Annotated in this window: 18 protein-coding genes; 4 read left to right on the forward strand and 14 right to left on the reverse strand. The window is 68.2% G+C overall.

Going from position 1 to position 20,326, the window contains the following annotated elements; translation table 11 throughout:
• Position 1: 1 nt before the first annotated feature.
• The 13 genes from ABTV68_RS17705 to ABTV68_RS17765 form a co-directional block, all read right to left on the reverse strand.
• The gene (locus ABTV68_RS17705; protein ID WP_433674992.1) at positions 2 to 1,345 is read right to left on the reverse strand and encodes an ADP-ribosylglycohydrolase family protein; all 1,344 of its coding nucleotides are present in this window, start codon (positions 1,343 to 1,345) and stop codon (positions 2 to 4) included.
• Entirely contained in the window at positions 1,345 to 2,496 is a 1,152-nt protein-coding gene (locus tag ABTV68_RS17710; protein ID WP_433674993.1) for an ADP-ribosylglycohydrolase family protein, read from the reverse strand. Before ABTV68_RS17710 ends, ABTV68_RS17705 begins: the two co-directional genes overlap by 1 nt.
• A gap of 49 nt (positions 2,497 to 2,545) precedes the next feature.
• Complete coding sequence (locus ABTV68_RS17715) at positions 2,546 to 3,853, reverse strand: ABC transporter substrate-binding protein (RefSeq protein ID WP_433674994.1); 1,308 nt, start codon at positions 3,851 to 3,853, stop codon at positions 2,546 to 2,548.
• 45 nt (positions 3,854 to 3,898) lie between these two features.
• Entirely contained in the window at positions 3,899 to 4,744 is an 846-nt protein-coding gene (locus ABTV68_RS17720) for a carbohydrate ABC transporter permease (protein WP_433674995.1), read from the reverse strand.
• Entirely contained in the window at positions 4,741 to 5,658 is a 918-nt protein-coding gene (locus ABTV68_RS17725; protein WP_433674996.1) for a carbohydrate ABC transporter permease, read from the reverse strand. The genes ABTV68_RS17720 and ABTV68_RS17725 overlap by 4 nt, the downstream gene beginning before the upstream one ends.
• On the reverse strand, positions 5,655 to 6,677 hold the full coding sequence (locus tag ABTV68_RS17730; protein ID WP_433674997.1) for a LacI family DNA-binding transcriptional regulator: 1,023 nt from the start codon (positions 6,675 to 6,677) through the stop codon (positions 5,655 to 5,657). The genes ABTV68_RS17725 and ABTV68_RS17730 overlap by 4 nt, the downstream gene beginning before the upstream one ends.
• 112 nt (positions 6,678 to 6,789) lie before the next feature.
• Positions 6,790 to 7,590, reverse strand: coding sequence for an HpcH/HpaI aldolase/citrate lyase family protein (locus ABTV68_RS17735; RefSeq protein ID WP_433674998.1), 801 nt, complete (start codon positions 7,588 to 7,590; stop codon positions 6,790 to 6,792).
• Positions 7,587 to 8,804, reverse strand: coding sequence for a CaiB/BaiF CoA transferase family protein (locus tag ABTV68_RS17740; protein WP_433674999.1), 1,218 nt, complete (start codon positions 8,802 to 8,804; stop codon positions 7,587 to 7,589). The genes ABTV68_RS17735 and ABTV68_RS17740 overlap by 4 nt, the downstream gene beginning before the upstream one ends.
• Before the next feature lie 99 nt (positions 8,805 to 8,903).
• The gene (locus tag ABTV68_RS17745) at positions 8,904 to 10,796 is read right to left on the reverse strand and encodes an Ig-like domain-containing protein (protein WP_433675000.1); all 1,893 of its coding nucleotides are present in this window, start codon (positions 10,794 to 10,796) and stop codon (positions 8,904 to 8,906) included.
• A 238-nt stretch (positions 10,797 to 11,034) separates the two neighbouring features.
• Positions 11,035 to 12,528 carry a glycoside hydrolase family 3 protein gene (locus tag ABTV68_RS17750; RefSeq protein WP_433675001.1) on the reverse strand — a complete coding sequence of 498 codons (1,494 nt, stop codon included), beginning with the start codon at positions 12,526 to 12,528 and terminating at the stop codon, positions 11,035 to 11,037.
• A complete protein-coding gene (locus ABTV68_RS17755) occupies positions 12,525 to 13,355 on the reverse strand; it encodes a carbohydrate ABC transporter permease (RefSeq protein ID WP_433675002.1) in 831 nt (276 codons plus the stop codon). The genes ABTV68_RS17750 and ABTV68_RS17755 overlap by 4 nt, the downstream gene beginning before the upstream one ends.
• Complete coding sequence (locus ABTV68_RS17760; RefSeq protein WP_433675003.1) at positions 13,352 to 14,329, reverse strand: carbohydrate ABC transporter permease; 978 nt, start codon at positions 14,327 to 14,329, stop codon at positions 13,352 to 13,354. The genes ABTV68_RS17755 and ABTV68_RS17760 overlap by 4 nt, the downstream gene beginning before the upstream one ends.
• Before the next feature lie 13 nt (positions 14,330 to 14,342).
• A complete protein-coding gene (locus ABTV68_RS17765) occupies positions 14,343 to 15,653 on the reverse strand; it encodes a sugar ABC transporter substrate-binding protein (protein ID WP_433675004.1) in 1,311 nt (436 codons plus the stop codon).
• Between the two features lie 326 nt (positions 15,654 to 15,979).
• Between ABTV68_RS17765 and ABTV68_RS17770 the strand changes: the two genes are divergently transcribed.
• Together ABTV68_RS17770 and ABTV68_RS17775 are read left to right on the forward strand one after the other, a co-directional pair.
• Entirely contained in the window at positions 15,980 to 16,846 is an 867-nt protein-coding gene (locus ABTV68_RS17770; protein WP_433675005.1) for a spermidine synthase, read from the forward strand.
• A 123-nt stretch (positions 16,847 to 16,969) separates the two neighbouring features.
• Positions 16,970 to 17,647 (forward strand): hypothetical protein, encoded by a 678-nt coding sequence (locus ABTV68_RS17775; protein WP_433675006.1) that lies wholly within the window; start codon positions 16,970 to 16,972, stop codon positions 17,645 to 17,647.
• Between the two features lie 56 nt (positions 17,648 to 17,703).
• On the opposite strand, the gene ABTV68_RS17780 is transcribed toward ABTV68_RS17775, so the two are convergent.
• Positions 17,704 to 18,615 (reverse strand): sugar kinase, encoded by a 912-nt coding sequence (locus tag ABTV68_RS17780; RefSeq protein WP_433675007.1) that lies wholly within the window; start codon positions 18,613 to 18,615, stop codon positions 17,704 to 17,706.
• A 106-nt stretch (positions 18,616 to 18,721) separates the two neighbouring features.
• Here ABTV68_RS17780 and ABTV68_RS17785 point away from each other — a divergent pair, with 106 nt between their 5' ends.
• A complete protein-coding gene (locus tag ABTV68_RS17785; RefSeq protein ID WP_433675008.1) occupies positions 18,722 to 19,210 on the forward strand; it encodes a SprT-like domain-containing protein in 489 nt (162 codons plus the stop codon).
• Between the two features lie 38 nt (positions 19,211 to 19,248).
• Complete coding sequence (locus tag ABTV68_RS17790; RefSeq protein WP_433675009.1) at positions 19,249 to 20,325, forward strand: hypothetical protein; 1,077 nt, start codon at positions 19,249 to 19,251, stop codon at positions 20,323 to 20,325.
• The last annotated feature ends 1 nt before the right edge of the window (position 20,326 follow it).

The following is a 20,326-nucleotide window of genomic DNA, read 5'->3' on the forward strand; positions in this document are numbered from 1 at the left end:
GTCAGGGCTCCTGTGTCGTGGGGATGAGAGCGAGAGTCCGGCGGGCGAGGTCGTCGATGGCGACGTCGTCCATGCCGGGAAGGCTGGTGGCGATGCGATTCTGCAGTGGCGTGGTCCACGCCGCGGGGATGGCACGGTGGCCGAGCAGACCGCCCAGCACCGATCCCACCGTGGCGCCCGCGGAATCGGTGTCCCAGCCGGCGATGACCGCGAGCGCGATACCGCGACCGAAATCCCCGCCGCTGCGGGCGAGTGCGAAGGCGATCAACGCGGCATTGTTCACGGTGTGCACCCAGTGCAGGTGACCGTAATGGGCATGCAGCTCGTCGAGGGCGGCGGCATCGTCGAGATCACCGACCCCGAGCTCGCGCCCGTGGCGGATGGCGGCGGCCAGTGCGGTGCCTTCGGGCACCACGAGCGCGGCAGTGTCCAGCACCTCGTCGATATCGGCGGATACCAGCGACGCGGATGCCAGAGCCGCGGCCCACATCGCACCCCACAGACCGTTGCCGGTGTGGCTGAGGCGAGCATCGGCGTGCGCCATGCGGGCGGCTTCGTGGAGGTCGCCGGGATTCACCCAGCCGAACACGTCGGTGCGGATGAGAGCACCGATCCACTCGCGGAACGGATTGCGGATGCGGCCCGCCTCATCGGGCGCGTACCCGTCGAGCAGGTTTCGGTAAGCGATGCGCTCGGCGGTGAAGGTGCGTCCGGCCGGAAGGTCGGACAACCACGCCTGGGCGATGTCGTCAGTGCTGAACCCCCGGCCGGACTGCTCCAGCACCCGGAGGTTCAACAGCGGATAGTTGAGGTCGTCATCCTCGGGCATGCCGGAGATGTTCTCCTCGAGGGAGTTGACCGCGGAGCGGCGGTTCCACGGCCACCGCGCCGACACCTCAGGGGGAAGACCCCGCGCGGTGAAATACTCCCGCAACGGCCAGCGGCCCGTTGCATGGAGGATCTCCTCGATTCCCTCGCGCGGGATCTTCTCCACGGGCTTGCCGAGCAGGCACCCCGCCGCTCGGCCCGACCACGCACCGTGCACACGGTCAGCGAGGTCGTCGCCCGCCGGCCGGATCGGCAGCGCAGGCAGGAGGGCGGCCGCATCCTCCCACCGCGGTGCCGGGGCGGCGGCACGCTCATCCAGCTCGATCAGCAGCTGGCGGGCCAGCGAGCGCAGCGGCTCCGGCGCGCGCTCGGGGGTTGCCCCGCCGCGCACCGGAACCAGCGATCCCCCCGCCTGCGCCCACCGGTCGGCGATGTCATCGACGTCGTGGCCCTCGGCGCGGGACTGCACCAGTTCATGCGCGACCAGGTCCTCGGGCTGCGCCCACGTGAGCCGCATCAGAGCACGCCGGCCGCGACTGCGGTGAGTCGCTGCAGGTCGGCCTCGGCGCGCGCGGCGTCCTTGCGCATGATGTCCTCGGCAACGCTCGCGAGCCGGTCCGCGTGCTCGGCGAAGTCCATGCGGCTCGCCTCGGCGATGGCGTCGAGCCAGTCCGTCGCGATCACGGACATGCCGCCGATGCCGCCCGCGATGCTTCCCGCCATCGAGGCGATGGAGTCGGAATCGCGACCGTAGTTGACGGGCCCGAGGATGGTGTTCCGGAAGTCGCCCTCGTACGCCACGAGGAACCCGAGCGCCACCGGCAGCTCTTCGATCGACTTGGTGCGGGACGGAATGCGCGCGTCCATCGCCGGCTGACGGTAGGCGTCGCCCACCGTGTCGAACGGCCGGATGGCGTCACGCAGCGCCCGACCGATGGTGTCGTGATCGCCACCACGCACAGCGCGGGCCGCACCGACCACCGCTTCGATCGCGGCGCGCGTGCCGTCATGAGCGAGCGCGATGCTCGCCTCGACGACAGAGTCCACGCTGGATCCCGGTGACACCGCGGCGGCCACGGCAGCCGCGAACACACCGGCGGCCTCCCGGCCGTAGCTGGACTGGTGGGCACCCGCCGCATCGATGGCCTCGGCGTACGCAGCGCGGGGGTTACCCGCGTTGACGACGCCGACGGGGGCCATGTACATCGCCGCGCCGCAGTTCACGACATTGCCGACGCCCGCCTCGCGCGGGTCGACGTGCCCGTACTGCAGCCGCGTGACCAGCCACTTCTCCGCGAGGAAGATGCGGTGCAGGATGATCGACTCGCGCTCGAACTCCGGGATCCACCGCACCTCGGTCTGCAGCCGCGGCACCAGCAGATCCGCGATGGCGAACGCGTCGATGTGGTCGCGGTGCTCCTCGTAGACGCGGATCAGCGCCTGCGTCATGAGGGTGTCATCCGTGATGTGCCCGTCGCCCTTGTGGTACGGGCTCACCGGTCGCGCCGTCTGCCAGTCCAGGTGGTACGGCGGCACGATGCCCTCGATCCGCCCCTGATAGCGCTCGCGGATCGCCTCCGGGCTGAAACCCTCCGCAGCTCCGCCCAGGGCGTCGCCGATCGCGGAGCCCGCCAGCACCGCAGCGGTCCGATCGTGAATCCAGTTCATGCCATTCCTCTCAGCGGGGTGGTGGGCCACGCGGGCCCACCACCCGGTGTCAACCGTTGACCTGCGCCCAACCGGTGTCGAGCTCGGACTTCAGCTGTGCGTCGTCGATCTCCCCGCCCAGGAACTTCTGGAATCCGGGGGTCGCGACGGTGTCCTTCCAGCGCACGAATCCGTTCGCCTGCAGGAAGACGGGACCGGCCAGACCCTCAGCGGAGGTCATGATCGCGGGCCAGCCGTTCTGCTCCTTGGTCTGCTCCTCCAGAGCCGCGCGCGCGGACTTCGTGGTGGGGATGAGGCCGTCGGCGATGTTCATCTTCACCAGGTTGTCGGTGGACATGAAGAAGTCGATGAACTTCGCCGCCTCCTCCTGGTGCTCGGAGTCGATGTTGATCGACAGGGTCTGCGGGTTGGCCGCCTGGACCGCACCCTCGCTGCCCGCGAGCGGCGGCAGCACGACCCAATCCATGTCGGCCGGCGCATCGGCTGCGATGTTCGCGATCTGGTACGAGCCCTGCACCGTCATCGCGGCCTTGCCCGCGTAGAAGGTGGCCAGCACCTCGGAGCCGGACTGCGTCACACCGATCGGGTCCACCGATCCGGCATCGATCATCGCCTTCACGCGGTTCGGAACCTCGAGATCGGCGTCGCTGACGTCGACCTTCATGTCATCGCCCTTGCCGGTGAAGTAGGTGGAGCCGAAGCCCATCCCCAGGCTCATGAACGCCGCCGTCGGGCTCTTCATGCCCCACGTGATGCCGTGCACGTCGCCGGCCGTGGTGGCCTTGGCGATCTCGGCCAGCTCGTCCCAGGTCATCGAGTCGCCGGTCGGCACGGTGACGCCCGCGGCTTCCAGCAGCTTCTTGTTGGCGAACACGACGTAGGTCTGCAGCTCGGTGGGAGCACCGATCACCTGGTCGTCGACGGTCACGGAATCGAGCACACCCGGATCGATGTCGGAGATGGTGTCCTTGCTCAGCAGGTCCGAGAGGTCGGCCAGGTAGCCGTCCTTCGCGAACGGCACGATGCCGAGCACCTCGTAGTGGATGATGTCCGGTGCCACGCCGCCCACGAACTGGGTCGTGAGCTTGTCGTCGAGGCTGTCGGTCGGGGCCTGCACGATCTTGACCGTGATACCGGGGTTGTCGGCGTTGAACGCGTCGACGATCTCCTTGGTCGCGGCGATCGCAGCCGGCTGGTCGGAGAACGACTGGAACGTGATCTCGACCGGCGATGCCGGATCTCCGGTTGCCGCATCGCCGGTGCCCGTGTCAGACGAGCCGGGCGAGCAGGAGGTGAGTGCGAGTGCCGTGACGGAGGCCGCCGCGAGCAGCACTGCTGAACGGTGGAGCTTGTTCACTTCTTTCCTCTTCCTTGTGATTGTGGAACGTACGGGTGGTGCGGGTCAGCCCTTCACGGCGCCGGAGATGAGCCCCTTGGCGAGGCGCTTCTGCAGCAGCGAGAAGAAGACGATGCTCGGGATGCTGGCCAGGAGTGCACCGGCGGCGAGCGGACCGACGGCGACCTTTCCTTCGCCGCCGACGAAGGTCGCCAGCGCGATGGGAAGCGTGTAGTTGTCCGGGTTCTGCAGCAGAACGAGCGCGAAGAAGAACTCGTTGTACGCCGAGACGAAGCTGAACATCGCCGTCGCCACGATGCCCGGCATGAGCAGCGGGAACACGATGGTGCGCATCGCCGTGAACTTCGACGCACCGTCGATGGACGCGGCCTCTTCGATGTCGAACGGGATCGCCGACACGTAGCCCTGGAGCATCCACAGCGAGAACGGCAGCGTATAGACGGTGTAGACCACGATCAGGCCGAGCAGCGAGTCCACGAGTCCCGCGCTTCGCAGAATGAAGAACAGCGGGATGATCACGAGGATCACGGGGAAGATCTGGCTCACCAGGATGTAGCCGACGCCGACCGCTCGCATCCGCCCCTTGTACCGGGCCATGACGTAGGCACCGGGGATGGAGATCACGGTGGTGAAGATCGTTGTCACCACCGCGACCACGAGGCTGTTCCAGGCGGCACGCGGCAGGCCCTGCCGCTCGAATGCCGCGATGAAGTTGTCGATCGTCGGCTGCGCCGGGATCAGGTTGACCGACAGCGAGTTGATCTCCGCCGACGACTTGAAGGCGGTGGAGAGCAGCCACAGCAGCGGGAAGCCGAGGAAGATCAGGAACCCGGCGAGAGCGAGGTACTGCAGGATGCGTACCGTGCGACGACGCGCGACTCGTGAGGTCATGACTCGCTCCTGTCTGAACGCAGCTGGCGCCAGAGCGCGACGGTGAGGATCGCCACCAGGAAGATGACGATGACGTCTCCCATCGCGGCGGCGCTGCCGGTGTTGCGGGATTTGAACGCTTCGAGATAGGTGAACAGCATCGGCAGCATGGTCCGGCCGCCGGGGCCGCCCTCGGTCATCACGTAGACGATGCCGAAGGAGTTGAAGTTCCAGATGAAGCTCAGGCTCGTGATGGAGAAGATCACCGGGCGCAGCGCGGGCAGCGTCACGTGGAAGAACCGCTGCCAGGCACTCGCACCGTCGACCGCCGCCGCTTCCTGCAGCTCGCCCGGGACGTTCTGCAGCCCCGCCAGCAGCACGACGGTGTTCTGCGGCATTCCCACCCAGACGCCCACGAGGATCACGGCGGGCAGCGCGAGCGAGAAGTCACCGAGCCAGTTGATGTTGGCGGGACCCCCCAGCGTCTCGATCAGCCAGTTGAGCGGCCCGTTGGTCGGCGAGTAGATCATCTGCCACATCACCGCCACCACCACGGGCGGCATGGCCCACGGGATGAGAGCCAGCACCCGGGTGATGCCGCGGAACTTCATGTCCGTGTTCAGCAGCAGGGCGAGGCACAGTCCGCCGATCAACTGCAGGGCGGTCACGGTGACCGACCAGATCATGCCGATGCCAAACGACTGCCAGAACTGCGTGTCGGAGCCGAGATCGAGGAAGTTCTGCAGCCCGACGAACTGCGTGTCGTGATTGCGCGCGAGGCGCGAGTCGGTGAACGCCGTCGCCACACCCACGAAGAGTGGGACGACGCTCAGAATCAGGATGGGAAGGACCGTGGGGATCGCCAGGGCGATCGCCTCGTTGCGTCGGGTGCGGGCCAGCCCGCCCCGACGCGCGGTCACTGTTGGTGCACTCATGACATCTCCAGCGAAGTCGAGCCGCGGACGACGAGGGTGGCCTCGACGGTCGCGTGTTGTGCGGAACGGGTGGGATCGGAAAAGCGGGACAGCAGCATGCGGGCAGCCAGCCGACCACGATCGGCGGACTGCAGAGAGACGGTGGTGAGGCCGGGCAGGTAGATGGCCGCGAGCTCGGTGTCGTCGATGCCAGTGATGGCGAGGTCGGTGGGCACACGGAGCCCGAGGCGGTGCGCCGCGTGGATCGCGCCGATGCCGATCAGGTCGTTCACGGCGACGATGGCGTCGAGTTCGACCCCGGCCTGGCGGCGGCGCGCGAGGAGCTCGGTTCCCGCGTCGATGCCGGCGGTCGAGGTGAAGTCGCGAGCGGTGATCTGTGCGTGCTCCGACACCGCCAGACCGTGACGCTGCATCGCGGCGACGAAACCGGCACGGCGAGCGGCACCCGGGTTCGTGTTGCCCGGGCCGTGGATCGCGCCGATCCGTGTGCGTCCCAGGGAGACGAGGTGGTCGATGATCATCCCGATGGCGGCGGACGAGTCCACGAACACCGAGTCGATCCCGAGATCGGAGTGCAGGTTGCCGATCACCACGACGGGGACAACGGTCTCGGAGAGGGCCTGCCGCAGCGCGGGCGAGACCCGCAGCGGCGAGATGATGAGGCCGTCCCCCGCTCCCATGCTGAGGCTGCGGACCAGGTCGACGGTCTGGTCCGGGCCCCGCCCGGTGGCGGAGACGCTGAGGCGGATGGTGTCGCCCAGCTCGGCCTCGATCGCGCGGAGCATCTGCACGTAGTTCGGGTTTCCGATGTCGTCCACGGCGAAGACGACCTGGCGCCGTCCGCCCAGCCGGAGCTGTCGCGCCGTGGCATCAGGCAGGTAGCCGATGCTCTTGGCGGCCTGGCGGACCCGACGCACCATGTCAGGGCTGGCGGAGCGTCCGGTGAGTGCCCGAGACGCCGACGCGAGCGAAACGCCCGCGGTCGCGGCCACCTCGTGCAGTGTCGGTTTGTCGCCCATGGTGCTCCTCGTCGAGCTTGTCTGTAAACGTTTCCACGGTGCCCCGTTGGAAACGTTTCCAAATCCGGCGGTTGTGTGGTGCAGAGACCTTAGGGGTGGGGGTACGGGCTTGTCAACCGTGCTGTTCCGCGGCGCGGAGGATCGCGATCGCGCGGCCCTGCATCGCGGGGTCGACCATCTCGCCGCTGCGCAGCGTGGCGACTCCGCCGGCCTCGAGGGCGGACTGCACTTCCTGCGCCCAGGCGATCTCGCCGGGCGTGGGCGCGAACACGGCTCGAATAGGGGCGAGCTGGCGCGGGTGCACGGCCATGCGGCCGACGAGGCCGAGATCCGCGCCGCGACGGGTGTCGGCGATGAGGCCCGCTTCGTCCGCGATACGCGGGAACACGGAGATCATCGGCGCGTCGAGTCCGGCGGCACGGGCGGCGAACACCGCGGTGAGGCGTGCGTGGTCGAGGACCGGCTCCCCTCCCCCGAGCTGGCTGCGCAGATCGCTCTCGCCCAGTGCGATCGCCGTGACGGCGGGGTGCTCGGCGATGGCCCGCGCATCCAGCACGGCGCGGGCTGACTCCAGGAGTGCGGTGAGGGGACGGTCGCCGATGTGCGCGGCGACGTCATCGAGCAGGGTGGGGTTCTCGGTCTTGGGGAGCCTGATGCCCACGGAGGGCGGAAGGTCGGCGACCGCCCGGAGATCGTCGACGTCTCCCGCGTTGACGCGCACCTCGACGCCGATGCCCAGAGACTCGGCACGATCCTGGAGCCAGGAGACCACGAGGGATCGAGCTGGTGCCTTGGCCGCCGGCGCGACGGCGTCCTCGAGATCGAAGACGACAAGATCGGCACCGCTGTTCACGGCTTTCTCGAATCGGTCCGGACGGTCGCCGGGCACGTAGAGCCCGGTCAGGCGCGTCATACGACACCTCGCTCGGCGAGGTCGTCGATCTCCTGCGCGCTGAGCCCGAGATCGGTGAGTACCTCCCGGGTGTCCGCGCCGTGCGCGCGTCCCGTCCACCGGATCGAGCCCGGGGTGCGGGAGAGTCGGAACAGCACGTTCTGCATCGCGATGTCGCCGAAATCCGGGTCGGGGACGCGGGTCACCGTCCCCAGCGCTGCGTACTGCGGATCGGCGACGACTCCCCGCACGTCCGACACGGCCGCGATCGCCGCGGACACCTCCTCGAAGCGCGAGATCACATCGTCCGCGTCGCGCGCGCCGATCCACTGCTGCACGGCCTCGTCGAGTTCGTCAGCGTGCTGGGCCCGCTCATGACCGCTGGCGAACCAGCTCTCCTCGGTGAGATCGGCTCGGCCCACCAGCTGCATGACCCGTTCGGCGATCGACTGCGAGCTGGTGGAGACTGCCAGCCACACGCCGTCGCGGCTGCGGTAAACGTTGCGGGGTGCGTTGTTCACGGAGCGGTTGCCCGTGCGCGGCTGCACGATGCCGAGCTGGTCCCACGCGGTGATCTGCCCGCCCAGGAGCATGAGGATCGGCTCGATGATGGCCATGTCCACCACTTGGCCCACGCCGTCGCGTTCGCTGGCGCGGAGCGTGGCCATCACCGCGTATGCCGTGGCAAGCGCCGTGATCCCGTCCGCCAGCCCGAACGGCGGAAGCGTGGGCGGTCCGTCCGGCGCCCCGGTGAGTGCGGCGAATCCGCTCATCGCCTCGGCGAGCGACCCGAACCCCGGTCGGCCGGCGTAGGGACCGAACTGTCCGAACGCCGTCACGCGCGCGAGGACGAGTCGGGGGTTCACGTCGAACAGCCGCTCGGGTGACAGTCCCCAGCGTTCCAGAGTGCCGGGGCGGAAGTTCTCGATCATCACGTCGGCCTCGGCGACCAGACGCAGCAGGATCTCCGCGCCTGCGGGGGCGCTGAGATCGAGCGTCAGGGTGCGCTTGTTGCGGCCCAGCGTCTTCCACCACAGGTTCACGCCGTCCTTCTGTGGCCCGTGTCCTCGGGCGGCGTCAGGACGACGCGGGTGCTCGATCTTCGTGACATCAGCGCCGAAATCGCCGAGGAAGGTGGCGGCCAGCGGACCGGCGAACAGCGTGGACACATCGAGAACCCTGACGCCGGCGAGGGGTGGCTGCGGAACAGTTTCCAGATCTGACGGCTCGAACATGCGACATGGTACTCCGACGGCTACAAACGCACGACGTACCCCCGGTGCCGCTCTCGCGGCACCGGGGGTACGTCGTCAGGTCAGCGGGTCAGCCGCGGATCAGCGGACGCTGGAGCGGCGTCGGGCGATCACCAGCGCGGCGCCCAGCGCGGCCAGCACGACCGCAGCGATCGCACCACCGCCGAGCACGCCACCATCGGCACCCGTGGTGGGCAGCGACGTACCGCGCGGCGCGGAACTCGACGGAGCTGGCGGCGACGCGGGAGCGGCCGGCGTCGTTGCCGACGGGTCCGGTGTGGAGGTGGGCTCGGGAGTCGCACTCGGCTCCGGCGTCACGCTCGGCTCCGGCGTCACGCTCGGCTCCGGCGTTGTTGTCGGCGTGGTTGTCGGAGTCGGCCCGGGGGTTGTTGTGGGCTCCGGCGTCACCGTCGGCGTGGGCTCCGGCGTCACTGTTGGCGTTGGCTCCGGTGTCACCGTGGGAGTCGCAGTCGGCGTCGGCGTTGCGGTCGGAGTCGGCTCCGGCGTCACCGTCGGGGTGGCGGTGGGCTCCGGCGTTGCCGTGGGCGTGACCGTCGGAGTCGGCGTGGGAGTCGGCGTCGGCGTGACCGACGGGGACGGTGACGGCGTCACGGCGTCCGCGACGTTGGTCAGCACGATCTCCACCCGCTGGCCGCCGACGCCGAGAAGCGTGTAGCAGCCGTTGGCATCCGGACCCGTGACGCCGGCACCGGTGATCGTGTAGGGCTTCCACGTGATGTCGTCGACGTCAGGGACCTTCTCGCACAACACGATCGGGGTGTCGGCCGCGTAGTAGCCGGAGTTCACCAGCGTGCCGTCAGCGGGAACCGCAATGGTCTCGCTGATGTCCCCCGACGTTGCGGTGAGCTCGTAGCTGTCCGGAAGCTCCGCGTCGGAGTTGTTCGTGAGTCGCTTCGACACCGCGAACGAGGTGTACTCACCGGCGTCCGCGCCGCCGCCGCCGAACGCCTTCGGCGTCACGGTGGCGTCCTTGGACTCGCCGTTGACGAGCGCATCGTTGGCGAAGAGGTCGGTCTCGAAGGACACGGCACCGGTGGCGACCGAGGTGTAGCGCAGCCGGTACTGGTAGCCGAAGGCCATGTCGTCGATCGAGAACGTGAAGCTCGTGCCGGAGCCATCGACCACCGGTGCGCTGAAGGTCTCACCGAGGAAGTTGGGGTATCCGGCGACATAGCTGCCGTCCAGCGGCAGATTCATGCGCGTCTCGATGAGACCCTTCGTGGGGTCGGTGGGGTCCTGCTGATAGCGAGTGAGCTGGAAGGAGTCCGCCACCAGGGTGTGGGGCTGGTTCGGCGAGGTCGATGTGAGCGTGTCGCTCACATCGAAGCGACGCACCGCCTGTGCGTCGTCGGGACTGCTGCCAGGCCACATCAGGATGTTCCAGGTGAGCACGGCCTTGTCGTCGATGATCTCGCCGCTGCCTGACTTGTCGGTGCCGAATCCCGGTCGCCATTCTCCCGGGGTGGCGGGCGTGGGAACGGGCAGGGGGATCGCTCCGCCGCCGACCTCCCAGACCGGCCCTGGCTCGCCCTCGGCCGTCTCCTCCAGGGTGCCGACGAACCAGATGTCGCCCTGCGGATCGCGATACGGACCGTCGGGGAGGAACGTGCACACGATAGTCGTGGGCTGGTACTCGCATCGCGCGATCGGCGTGCCCGTCTCGTCCAACAGTGAGAACGGGGCGGACTGGACGGAGGCGAAGCTGGACGGCAGCGGCACCGTGAAGGTGTCGCCGGCGTTCACCTGTCCTGCGACGTGCCAGTCCGCCTGGAACCGCAGCTGGTCGTTGGTCGTGAGCGGCGTGCTCGGGTCGACGGACTCGCCGCCGAGCAGCACCTGCGGATTGGTGATATCGACCGGCCGCTCGGCGGCGCTCGCCGCGGGTGCGACCGCGAGAGCGGTCCCCGCGACCAGCACGGCGGCGACGAATGCGGACGCCAGTATTCGGCGCATGAATGACCCCCAGATCGTGACGGACGCTCGCGACGCGAGCGGAAGAACCGTCGCGACCGGAGGACGGCATGCACCGACTTCCCGAGCAGAAAACCATCGGGTGCCCCCAGGCCCCGATCGTGTCGTCCGACGCTAGCAAGCTGGGCAGGCACTGCCACCCGCATATGGCGCATCTGTGGATAACTCCAGAGACGACAACGGGCGCATCCCCGAGGAGATGCGCCCGTTGTCAACGAACTCAGTCGCGGATGAGAACCTTCCGCGCCGCGAGCGCGGCGAGTCGACTGGATGCCCGCACCTGCACCAGCGGGATCGGCCACTGCGCGGCGTCTGCACTGAGAGGGATGCCCGTGTTGACCACGACGGCATCGGCACCGGTGGAGGCCACGGCCGAGACGACGTCACGCTGAGCCGCATCCACGGCCACTCGATCCACGAGGACGATGATCCGCTCTGCCGGATCGGCGACGGCGGCAGCAATCGCCGCCGTCCGCTCGGCATCGGTCGCACGATCAGGGTCCACCCGCAACACCGTTCCGCCTGCCGCCAGGACGGTGGAGACGTAGGACGCGGCGCTGTCCACGGCGAAGGAGGCACGCTTGCGCGCATCCACCACGACCGCCGATGCAGCGGGCGACAGGCTCTCACCCGAGCGCACCGTCACGGCACGGTCGGCGAGCTCCTGAGCGTCGAACGCGGCCGCATCGTTACCCGCAGTGGCCACCGCGAGTCGTCGTCCGAGGCGCGCAACGCGCTCAGCCGCAGCCTGCACCGTCTCGGTGGAAAGCGTGCCGTCGCGAAGAGCAGCGATCACGGCGGACTGCACGGCGAAGAAGTCGCGCTCGTCCTGATCCTCTGCCATCGCCTCACCCGGGTTGGTGGGGTTGCCGATGCACAGCAGGTCGGCTCCGGCCTGCAGCGCCATGACAGCACCGGCACCGAGTCCGTAGGTCTCGCGGATCGCGGCCATGTCGAGCGCATCGGTGACGATGACGCCGTCGAAGCCGTCCGCACGCAGCCCACCGAGGATCTCGGCGTTCAGTGTCGCGGGGAGCGCTCCGAACTGCGGAATCACGATGTGCGCGGTCATGATCATGTCCACGCCCGCCGCGATGGCGGCGAGGAACGGCGCACGGTGCTCGGCCAGCTGCTCTTCGGTGAGGCGCAGCGTCGGCAGGTCGTGGTGCGAGTCCACGTGGGTGTCACCGTGACCCGGGAAGTGCTTCACACACGCGGCGACGGCACCCGAGGCCTGAATGCCCTCAACCTGCGCCACGCCGTGACGCGAGACCAGATCGACGTCATCACCGAACGCCCGCACGCCGATCACCGGGTTGCGCGGGTCGGTGTTGACATCCACGTCCGGTCCGAGCTGGGCGTTCACGCCAATCGCGTGCAGGCGACGCGCGATCTCCGCCCCCGTGGCACGGGTGGCGTCGAGGTCATCGAGGAAGCCGAGCTGGGCAGCACCCAGCACCGTGGATCCGTTCGTCGTCTCGAGGCGAGTGACCGAGCCACCCTCCTCGTCGATGCCGATCAGGATCGACGGATTCGCGGCGCGCAGGTCGGCGCTCAGCTGTGCCAGCTCGTCGCCGACGTTTTGAGCGAAGTAGACGACACCCGCGAGTCCCGCCCGCAGTTCGTCCAGCAGCCACGCGGGCGCGCTGCGGCCGAGGAAGCCCGGCCACAGCACACCGTTCGCGAGGCGACGGAGGTCGTCCTCGGAGGTCATCCCTTCACCGCCCCCGCCACGACGCCCGAGCTCAGGCGACGCTGCACGATCACGAAGAAGATCATCACCGGAAGGGTGATCAGCGTGGAGGCCGCCATGATGGAGCCCCAGTCGTTGGAGTGCAGACCGAAGAACGACTTCAGACCGATGGCAACGGTGTACTGATCGCTCTCGGAGCCGAGGATCGTCATCGCGAAGATGAACTCGTTCCAGGCGGTGATGAAGGAGAACACGCTGGTGGCGACGAGGCCCGGCATGGTGAGCGGGAGCATGACCGAGCGGAACATGCGCCACCACGACGCGCCGTCGACATACGCGGCCTCTTCGAGCTCGACCGGGACCGCGGCGACGAAGCCGCGCAGCATCCAGATGCCGAACGGCAGCGAGAGCGCGACGTAGACCACCATGAGGCCCAGCAGGGAGTTGAGGAGTCCGAGGCTCTTCACCTGCAGGAACAGCGGGATGACGAGGGCCTCGAGCGGCACCATCTGGATGACGAGGATCATCATCAGCATGGTGGTGCGGAACTTGAAGCGGAATCGGGCCACCGCCACGGAGGCCAGCAGCGCGACGAATCCGCTGATGAGCACCACGACCGCGGCAACGATCAGCGAGTTGCGCAGATACAGACCGAAGCCGGCGTCGCCCAGCACGTAGGCGAAGTTGTCCCAGCTGAACTCCTTCGGCAGGAAGGAGGATCCGCCGTCGCCCGCGCGCTTGTCGAAGGCCGACTTCATCATCCAGTAGACGGGAAACAGCGTGAAGATCAACAGCGCGGCGACCGCGATGCCGATGCCGACCTTGCCGGCGAGGCTCTTCTGCTTCACAGCTGGTCCTCCTTGAAGAGCGTGCGGATGTAGACCGCGGTGATGGCCATCAGCACGAGCGTGAGCAGCACCGCGAGCGCGGAACCGAAGCCGTAGCGGTTCTGACCGAAGGACTCGATGTAGCTCCACACGCCGAGGTTCAGCAGCTCGCGGTTGGAGCCGGCACCACCGGGCATGAGGTACACCTGCGCGAAGACCTTGAAGTCCCAGATGGTCGAAAGGATCACGACCACGGAGAAGACCGGCTTCAGGGTGGGGAACGTGATGCGCCAGAACCGCGTCCAGGCGTTCGCACCGTCGAGCTCGGCCGCCTCCAGCATCTCCTTGGACACACCCAGGAGGCCGGCGAGGATGGTGATCGCGATGAACGGGAAGCCGTGGTGGATGACGTTCAGCAGCACGATGCCGTAGAACGACCAGCGGTTGGTGAACCAGTTGACCGGCTCATCGATGATCCCGGCCCCCTGCAGCAGGGAGTTCACGAGACCCTTGTCGGCGTCGAAGACCCAGGTCCAGACGTAGGTGCCGGTGACGGCGGGCATGGCCCACGCGACCATGATGGCGCTGGAGACGATGGTGCGCCAGGTGGTGCCGAGGCGGGCGAGGAGCAGGGCGACGAGCGTACCGAAGGCGACGGTGCCGAGCACCGAGACGATCGCGAAGCCGACGGTGTTGGGAAGGACAACGGTCCACAGGGTGGGCGAACTGAACGCCTCGAGGTAGTTGTCGACCCCGTTGAAGTTGGTCTTGCCCGTGTTGATCTCGCGCAGCCCGTAGTTCTGCAGCGAGATGATGACAACCCGGATCAGCGGCCAGATCATCAGGCCGCCGAGGATCACCAGGGCGGGTGCGAGAAGCAGCCACGGCCGTGCCTTGGCCATGGTGATGAAGCGTCGGCCACGCCCGGCGCCCGAGGGCGCGGCGACCGAAGTCGCCGCGCCCGGGGCGGGAGCGGGCGCCTGGATGGAGGTCAAGGCGCGCCCCGGATTACTTCTGGTTGAGGATGTCGGTCATCTCCGCAGCGGCGTCCTTCGTCGCCGTGGCGACGTCCTTCTGTCCGCTGAGGATCGACTGGATCATCGTGTTGGTGGTCTGCTTGGCCTGAACCGCACCGAACTTCGGGGTGACGGGGACCGAAGCGCCGCCGTCGACCATCTGCTCGGCGAACGGGGCGACCAGCGGGTCGGTCGACTTCAGAGCCTCGTCCATGCCGCTCTTGACGCCGGGGAAGTAGCCGGTCTGGCTGGCCCACTCGGTGGCGAGCTCACCGGTCGTCATGATCTTGATGAGCTCCCACGCGAGCTCCGGGTGCTTGGTGGTGTTGAACGCCGATAGGTGCGAACCGCCGAGCACGGAACCGGCGATGCCGCCGTCCTTGGCCGGGATCACGGCAGCGCCGATCTTGCCCTCGAGCTCCGGGTTCTTCTCCAGCAGCGACTTCGGGGTCCAGGAGCCGGAGATCATCGTGGCGACCGTGCCGCTCGTGAACGCGTCACGCACGTCGGTCTCCTTCCACGTGGTGGCACCCGCGGTGGAGAAGCCGTACTTGGTGGCGAGGTCCGTGTAGAACTGCAGGCCCTCGACGGACTTGTCGGAGTCCAGCTCGCTCTTCCACTTGTCGCCGTCCTTGACGGCGACCTCGCCGCCGGCACCCCAGACCCAGGGGTAGACCTGGAACTCGGCGTTGCCGGGAACCGCGAACGCGGCCATCTCGGGGTGGGCGGCCTTGATGGCCTCACCGTTCTTGATGATGTCGTCCCAGTTCTTGGGAGCCGACAGGCCGAGCTCTTCGTAGATGTCGGCGCGGTAGATGATGGAGCGGACACCGGCGTACCACGGCATGCCGTAGAGCTTGCCGTCGTAGGTGCCGGCCTCCTCAAGACCCGGAACCAGGTCTTCCTTCAGGCCGTCGACCGAGTCGATGTAGTCGTCCAGCTCCAGCAGCGCGCCGGCGTCGGCGAACTCGGGGGTCCAGGTGGTGCCGGTCTCGGCGACGTCGGGGGTGGTGCCACCGGCGATGCTCGTGACGAAGCGGTCGTGTCCGTCGGCCCACTGGACCTCTTCGAACTTGACCGTGGCGCCGGTCTTCTCCTTGAAGGCCGCGGCGACCTTCTCCTGGTACGCGCTGGAGTCGGGGTTGGTGCCCTGCATGATCCAGGCCGTGATGGTCACGTCCTTGTTGTCCTCAGGGTTCACGGTGGCCTCGCCGGCACCGGTGGAACCACCGGAAGAGCAGGCGGTCAGGCCGAAGGCCGCGACTGCGCCGAAAGCGGCGACGGTCAACATGCGCTTGTTCACGATTGTCTCCTCGTTGAAACCCGGGCGGCCCGGGAGGCTGTGGTCGTGCTTTGTTAGGAGCACTTACATTTCTCGTGAGTCTACGGACCGGTCAGCGAAATGACAAAAAGTTTTCAGGATCGTTATCAAGCGTGGAAATTCGTGACACTCCGGCAGAATGCCGCGTCACACCAGTCTAGGCGCGGAATTTCGGGGTTCTGTCCCGATCCGGATAGGTCAGGACCAGACCCGAGCGAGGTCTCTCGATGATGAATCCGCGCGCAGAAACGCGTCCTCTGATCACGCCTCCCCGGCTGTGCGCGCACGGGCGCGAGTACCCTCGAAGGGTGGCACGACGCAGCAGAGAAGAACCCGACTCCCCGCGGGTGCGGCTGAGCGATGGAACGCTGGCGCGCGTGGCACGCAGCGAGTTCACCAGCGGCTGGGAGCTGCTGGTGGATGAGACACCCCAGTCCCACGTGGACCTGGACGATCCCACGCATCTGCACTTCGAGTACATCGCCCGCATCGGCGCGGTGATCGATGTCCTGAAGCCCGCCGGCGAGCCTCTCACCGCGGTGCACCTCGGCGGTGGGGCGCTGACGGTGCCCCGGTACATCGCCGTCACCCGGCCCGACTCGCGCCAGCAGGTGATCGAGCTGGAGCCGGGCCTGTGGGACCTGGTTCGCGAGAACCTTCCGCTGCCACGCGGTGCGGCGATCCGTGTGCGCATCGGCGATGCTCGCGCCGGCGTCGAGAAGATGCCCGGCGGCATCCTCGGCCAGGTTGACCTGGTGGTGAGCGATGTGTTCGCGGGAGCGCAGACTCCGGCACACGTCACCTCGGTGGAGTTCTACACGTCGGTGGCGAAGCTTCTCGCCGCCGACGGGGTGGTGCTGGTGAACGTCGCGGATGGACCGGGCCTGGCCTATACACGTCGGCAGATCGCAACGCTGCGTCAGGTGCTCCCCCACGTCGCAGTGCTCGCCGAGGCGCAGGTGCTGAAGGGCCGCCGATTCGGCAACCTCGTGCTGGCGGCATCCCGCGCACCGCTGCCCACGGACTGGCTTCCGCGACTGCTGGCGGCAGGTCCTCATCCCGCGAAGATCGCGACGGATCGCGAAGTGAACCAGCTCGCGTCGGGTGCTCTCCCGGTGACGGACGCCGATGCCGTCGCCTCTCCGCGCCCCAATGCGTCCATCTTCGATCGCTGACATGCGCAAGCTCGCGACTGGAGCCATCTGGGGTTTGACGAGACAGGACATCGGTGTGCCACAGGGGTCACACGGCAGACCGCTGACACACTAGGAACAGCGCCATCGGGAAGGGAGCGACGAGTGAGCTTGATCCGCGGGTATGACCCGGAGACTCTGCGCGAGCTGATCGATCCGAAGGAGTGCGAGGCTCGCCTGGAGGAGATCAGCGCCCAGCGGAGCCTCCCCGCTCTGCTGGAGCGGGTGTGGCTGCTGAAGGTGCTCGGACAGTTCGACGATGCGCTGAAGGTCTCGGAGCAGTCCGTGCGTCAGGCCCGGATGGGTGGCACACGCAAGGATCTGCTGCGTGCTCGCATCCTGCACGCCACGGTGGTCCACTCCCGCGGCGGCAGCATCGCCGCGGAGCAGGAGCTGACGATGTGCGCCGAGGAGGCTGAGGGTCAGGGCTGGCCCGGGATCGCCGCCTTCGCCGTGCAGCACCGCGGCCGACTCAACTTCGACAACGCCGACTACTCACAGGCGCGGCACGACTTCAAGAAGTCCCTCTTCCTTCGCCAGCAGGCGGGTGCCGACGAGAGTGAGCTGGAGTCCATCCTGATGTATGTGGATGCGGCCGATCGCCGCTGGGCGCGCGACGCCGCGCACCAGGCCACTCCGGTGGCCGACGCGTTGGAGGCTCGGCTTTCCATGGGCGACGCGCCCGCCGAGAAGCCCCGCGTCGACGCCGCGCGTCGGGAATCGTTGATCCGTCGCCCCGTGGAGAACCGTTCGCGCGACGCCGAGGACGCGGCCGTCCGCTGAACGAGGCGTGCCTCGACGGGCGGACTTTGCCCCGCCTCTGACGGGGAGGGGCGGGATTAGCCGCGCGGGATGTCGTCGGGAAGATCGCCGGCGGAGCGCAGCGTCCGCGCCGCGCGCACGTGGCCGGTGAGCAGGCGCTCCTCGGCCGACTGACCCGCCAGGAAGCCGTGCAGCCAGCCGGACGCGTAGGCGTCGCCTGCTCCCACCGGCTCGACGACCTCCACGGGAGGCGTTGCCACGAACGTCTCTGAGTCGTCGTCGAACTCGGTCGCCCCGATCGGGCCGTCCTTCACCACGAGGATCCGCACGCCGCCGAGCAGTGCTCGCACGTCTGCCGGCGTCTCGACGTCCCAGAGCCCCTGGGCCTCGTCAAGTCCGACGAAGCAGATGTCGGCTCGCTCGGCGAACGCGCGGAGCACGTCGGAGGCGGTCTGCAGATCGGGCCAGAGCGCCGCGCGGTGGTTGACGTCGAAGCTCACCAGGACGCCCGCCTCGTGCGCTCGCTCGATGAGAACCGACGCGAACTCGCGGCACGACGGCGACAGCGCCGGCGTGATGCCGGAAAGGTGGAGCACGCGGAAGCGCTCCAGAGAAATCGCACGCGCGTCGTCCGCGTTCAGCCGGCTCGCCGCGGATCCGGCGCGGTAGTAGACGACACCGTTTCCGGGGTCCTTGAGGTACAGACCGGTGCGCTCGCCCTCACGCACCTCGACGAGCGAGACATCGACACCCGCCGCGCGCAGGCGTCGCAGGATGCGCTCGCCGACCGCGTCCGCACCGAGCGCGCTGAACCATGCCGCATCGTCGCCCAGTGTCGCCAGGTGCGCGGCGACATTCGACTCGGCGCCGCCGGTCTCCAGCAGAAAGCTCGTCCCGGTGACCACGGGCGACGCATCGCTCGTGGTGACCACGCCCATCGTCTCCCCCACGCACAGGACTCCGGTGGGGGACGGTGCGAATTCGCTCATGTTCTGCTCTCATCAGGCGGGTGGGGGCTGTTGTCAGTCTAGTCAGCGGGCCCTCGACGCCCGTCGCCCGAGGCCACTGTCGGAGGCCAGACGTAAGCTGAGAGACATGTCGGAGCTGGGGCGCGTGGAGATCTGGGCGAACGCGCTCATCCGCACCCATCTGGACCCTTCGTGGACGTTCGGTTTCGACAATGCGAAGCGTCGCGCGGGGCTGTGCGACTACAACCGCAAGCGCATCTCCGTCTCCCGGTACCTGGCCGCCCGGTATGACGACGACACCAACCACCAGACACTGCTGCACGAGGTGGCGCATGCCCTGGCCGGCCCCGCCGCCGGGCACGGGCCGCGGTGGAAGCGCATCGCTCGGGATCTCGGTTACGTCGGTGGCACCACGCACCGCGGCGAGACGGCCAATGAGCTCGCTCCCTGGGTCGGCGTCTGCCCCGCGGGTCATATCGCGTATCGACACCGCAGACCGACCCGGCTCGCCTCGTGCGTGAAGTGCGCACCACAGTACGACCCACGCTTTCACTTCACGTGGACGCGACGCGAGATCTCAGCTGCAACACGACGGGCAGCGGTAGCTCCGCGCTGAATCGCGAGTGGGGGCGCAGGTAGGCAAGGATGGGGGCCATGCTCAGCGACGATGATGCCCGAGAACTCCGCGAGCTGCAGCGGCGCGTGTTTCGACACGGAGATGCGCTTGACGCCGCCGAGCTGGCACGCCTCGATGAGCTGACACGGCGGGCGGAGGAATCCGCCGCCGAGGCTCAGGACATCACGCCCGAGACGAGGGCGCGCGAGGAGGACGTGCGTGATCTCCTCGACGGCATCGGTGAGGAGGCCTCCGTTCCGACCGGTGATCCTGCGCCCGCGCGACGTCGGGGACGGATCGTTGTCGCGTCCCTCGCGTGTTTCGCCGTCGCGGCAGCGCTCATCGGCGCGTTCGTTGTCGGTCGTTCCACCGCTCCGACACCGCCTGCGGCGATGGAGCGGGTTCTGCAGATCGGTGCGGACATCGCGCGGGAGCAGGGGTGGGCCACCTGGAACTACGCGGGCGCGCTGAACGGCATCGACTACTTCGCGGGCTCTCTACAGTCCGGGGAGCACTGCGTGCTCCCCGTGTCCACCGCTCCGATGCCGCTGGCAGAGCCGCTGTGCGTGACCGCAGACACGACGGAGTTGGTGTTGCGGACCGACGTCTACAACGCGGACGGGGGCGGGGAGGCCGCCATGAGCACGAGCATCCTGTGGAACAGCGAGGGCGCACGGTTGCAGACATCGATCGACGGTGTCACGGGCGATCTGGCCGTGGGCCCCGGTGCCGGAGCGTCCCAGCAGCTGATGGAGGACCGGCAGTCGGCGGTGGAGCTCGCGGGGTGCGAGGACCCACCCTCCCTCCTCGACTTCTCCATCGTCCCCGGCGCTGACGTCTTCGGCAGTGGGAGCAACGCCGTCACCACGAGTTACTGGGCGTGTGTCGCCGGGGGCGCACGTGCGGCCATCGCCGTGAAGCGGGACGGCACGACAATCTCCTGGTTGGACGACCAGGACGATCCGGCGGCCGGCATGCGTGCCACCTCGGCAGACTTCGCACCCGACAGCATTCTGCTGGAGGCAGAAACCGGGAACGTCCTGCCGGGATGGCACTGGCGCGTGGAGTGGCCGATCGACGGCGACCCGACCCTTGTTCCCGCCCTGGATCAGTGAC

This window comes from Microbacterium gorillae (assembly GCF_050990725.1).
GTDB lineage: Bacteria > Actinomycetota > Actinomycetes > Actinomycetales > Microbacteriaceae > Microbacterium > Microbacterium gorillae_A.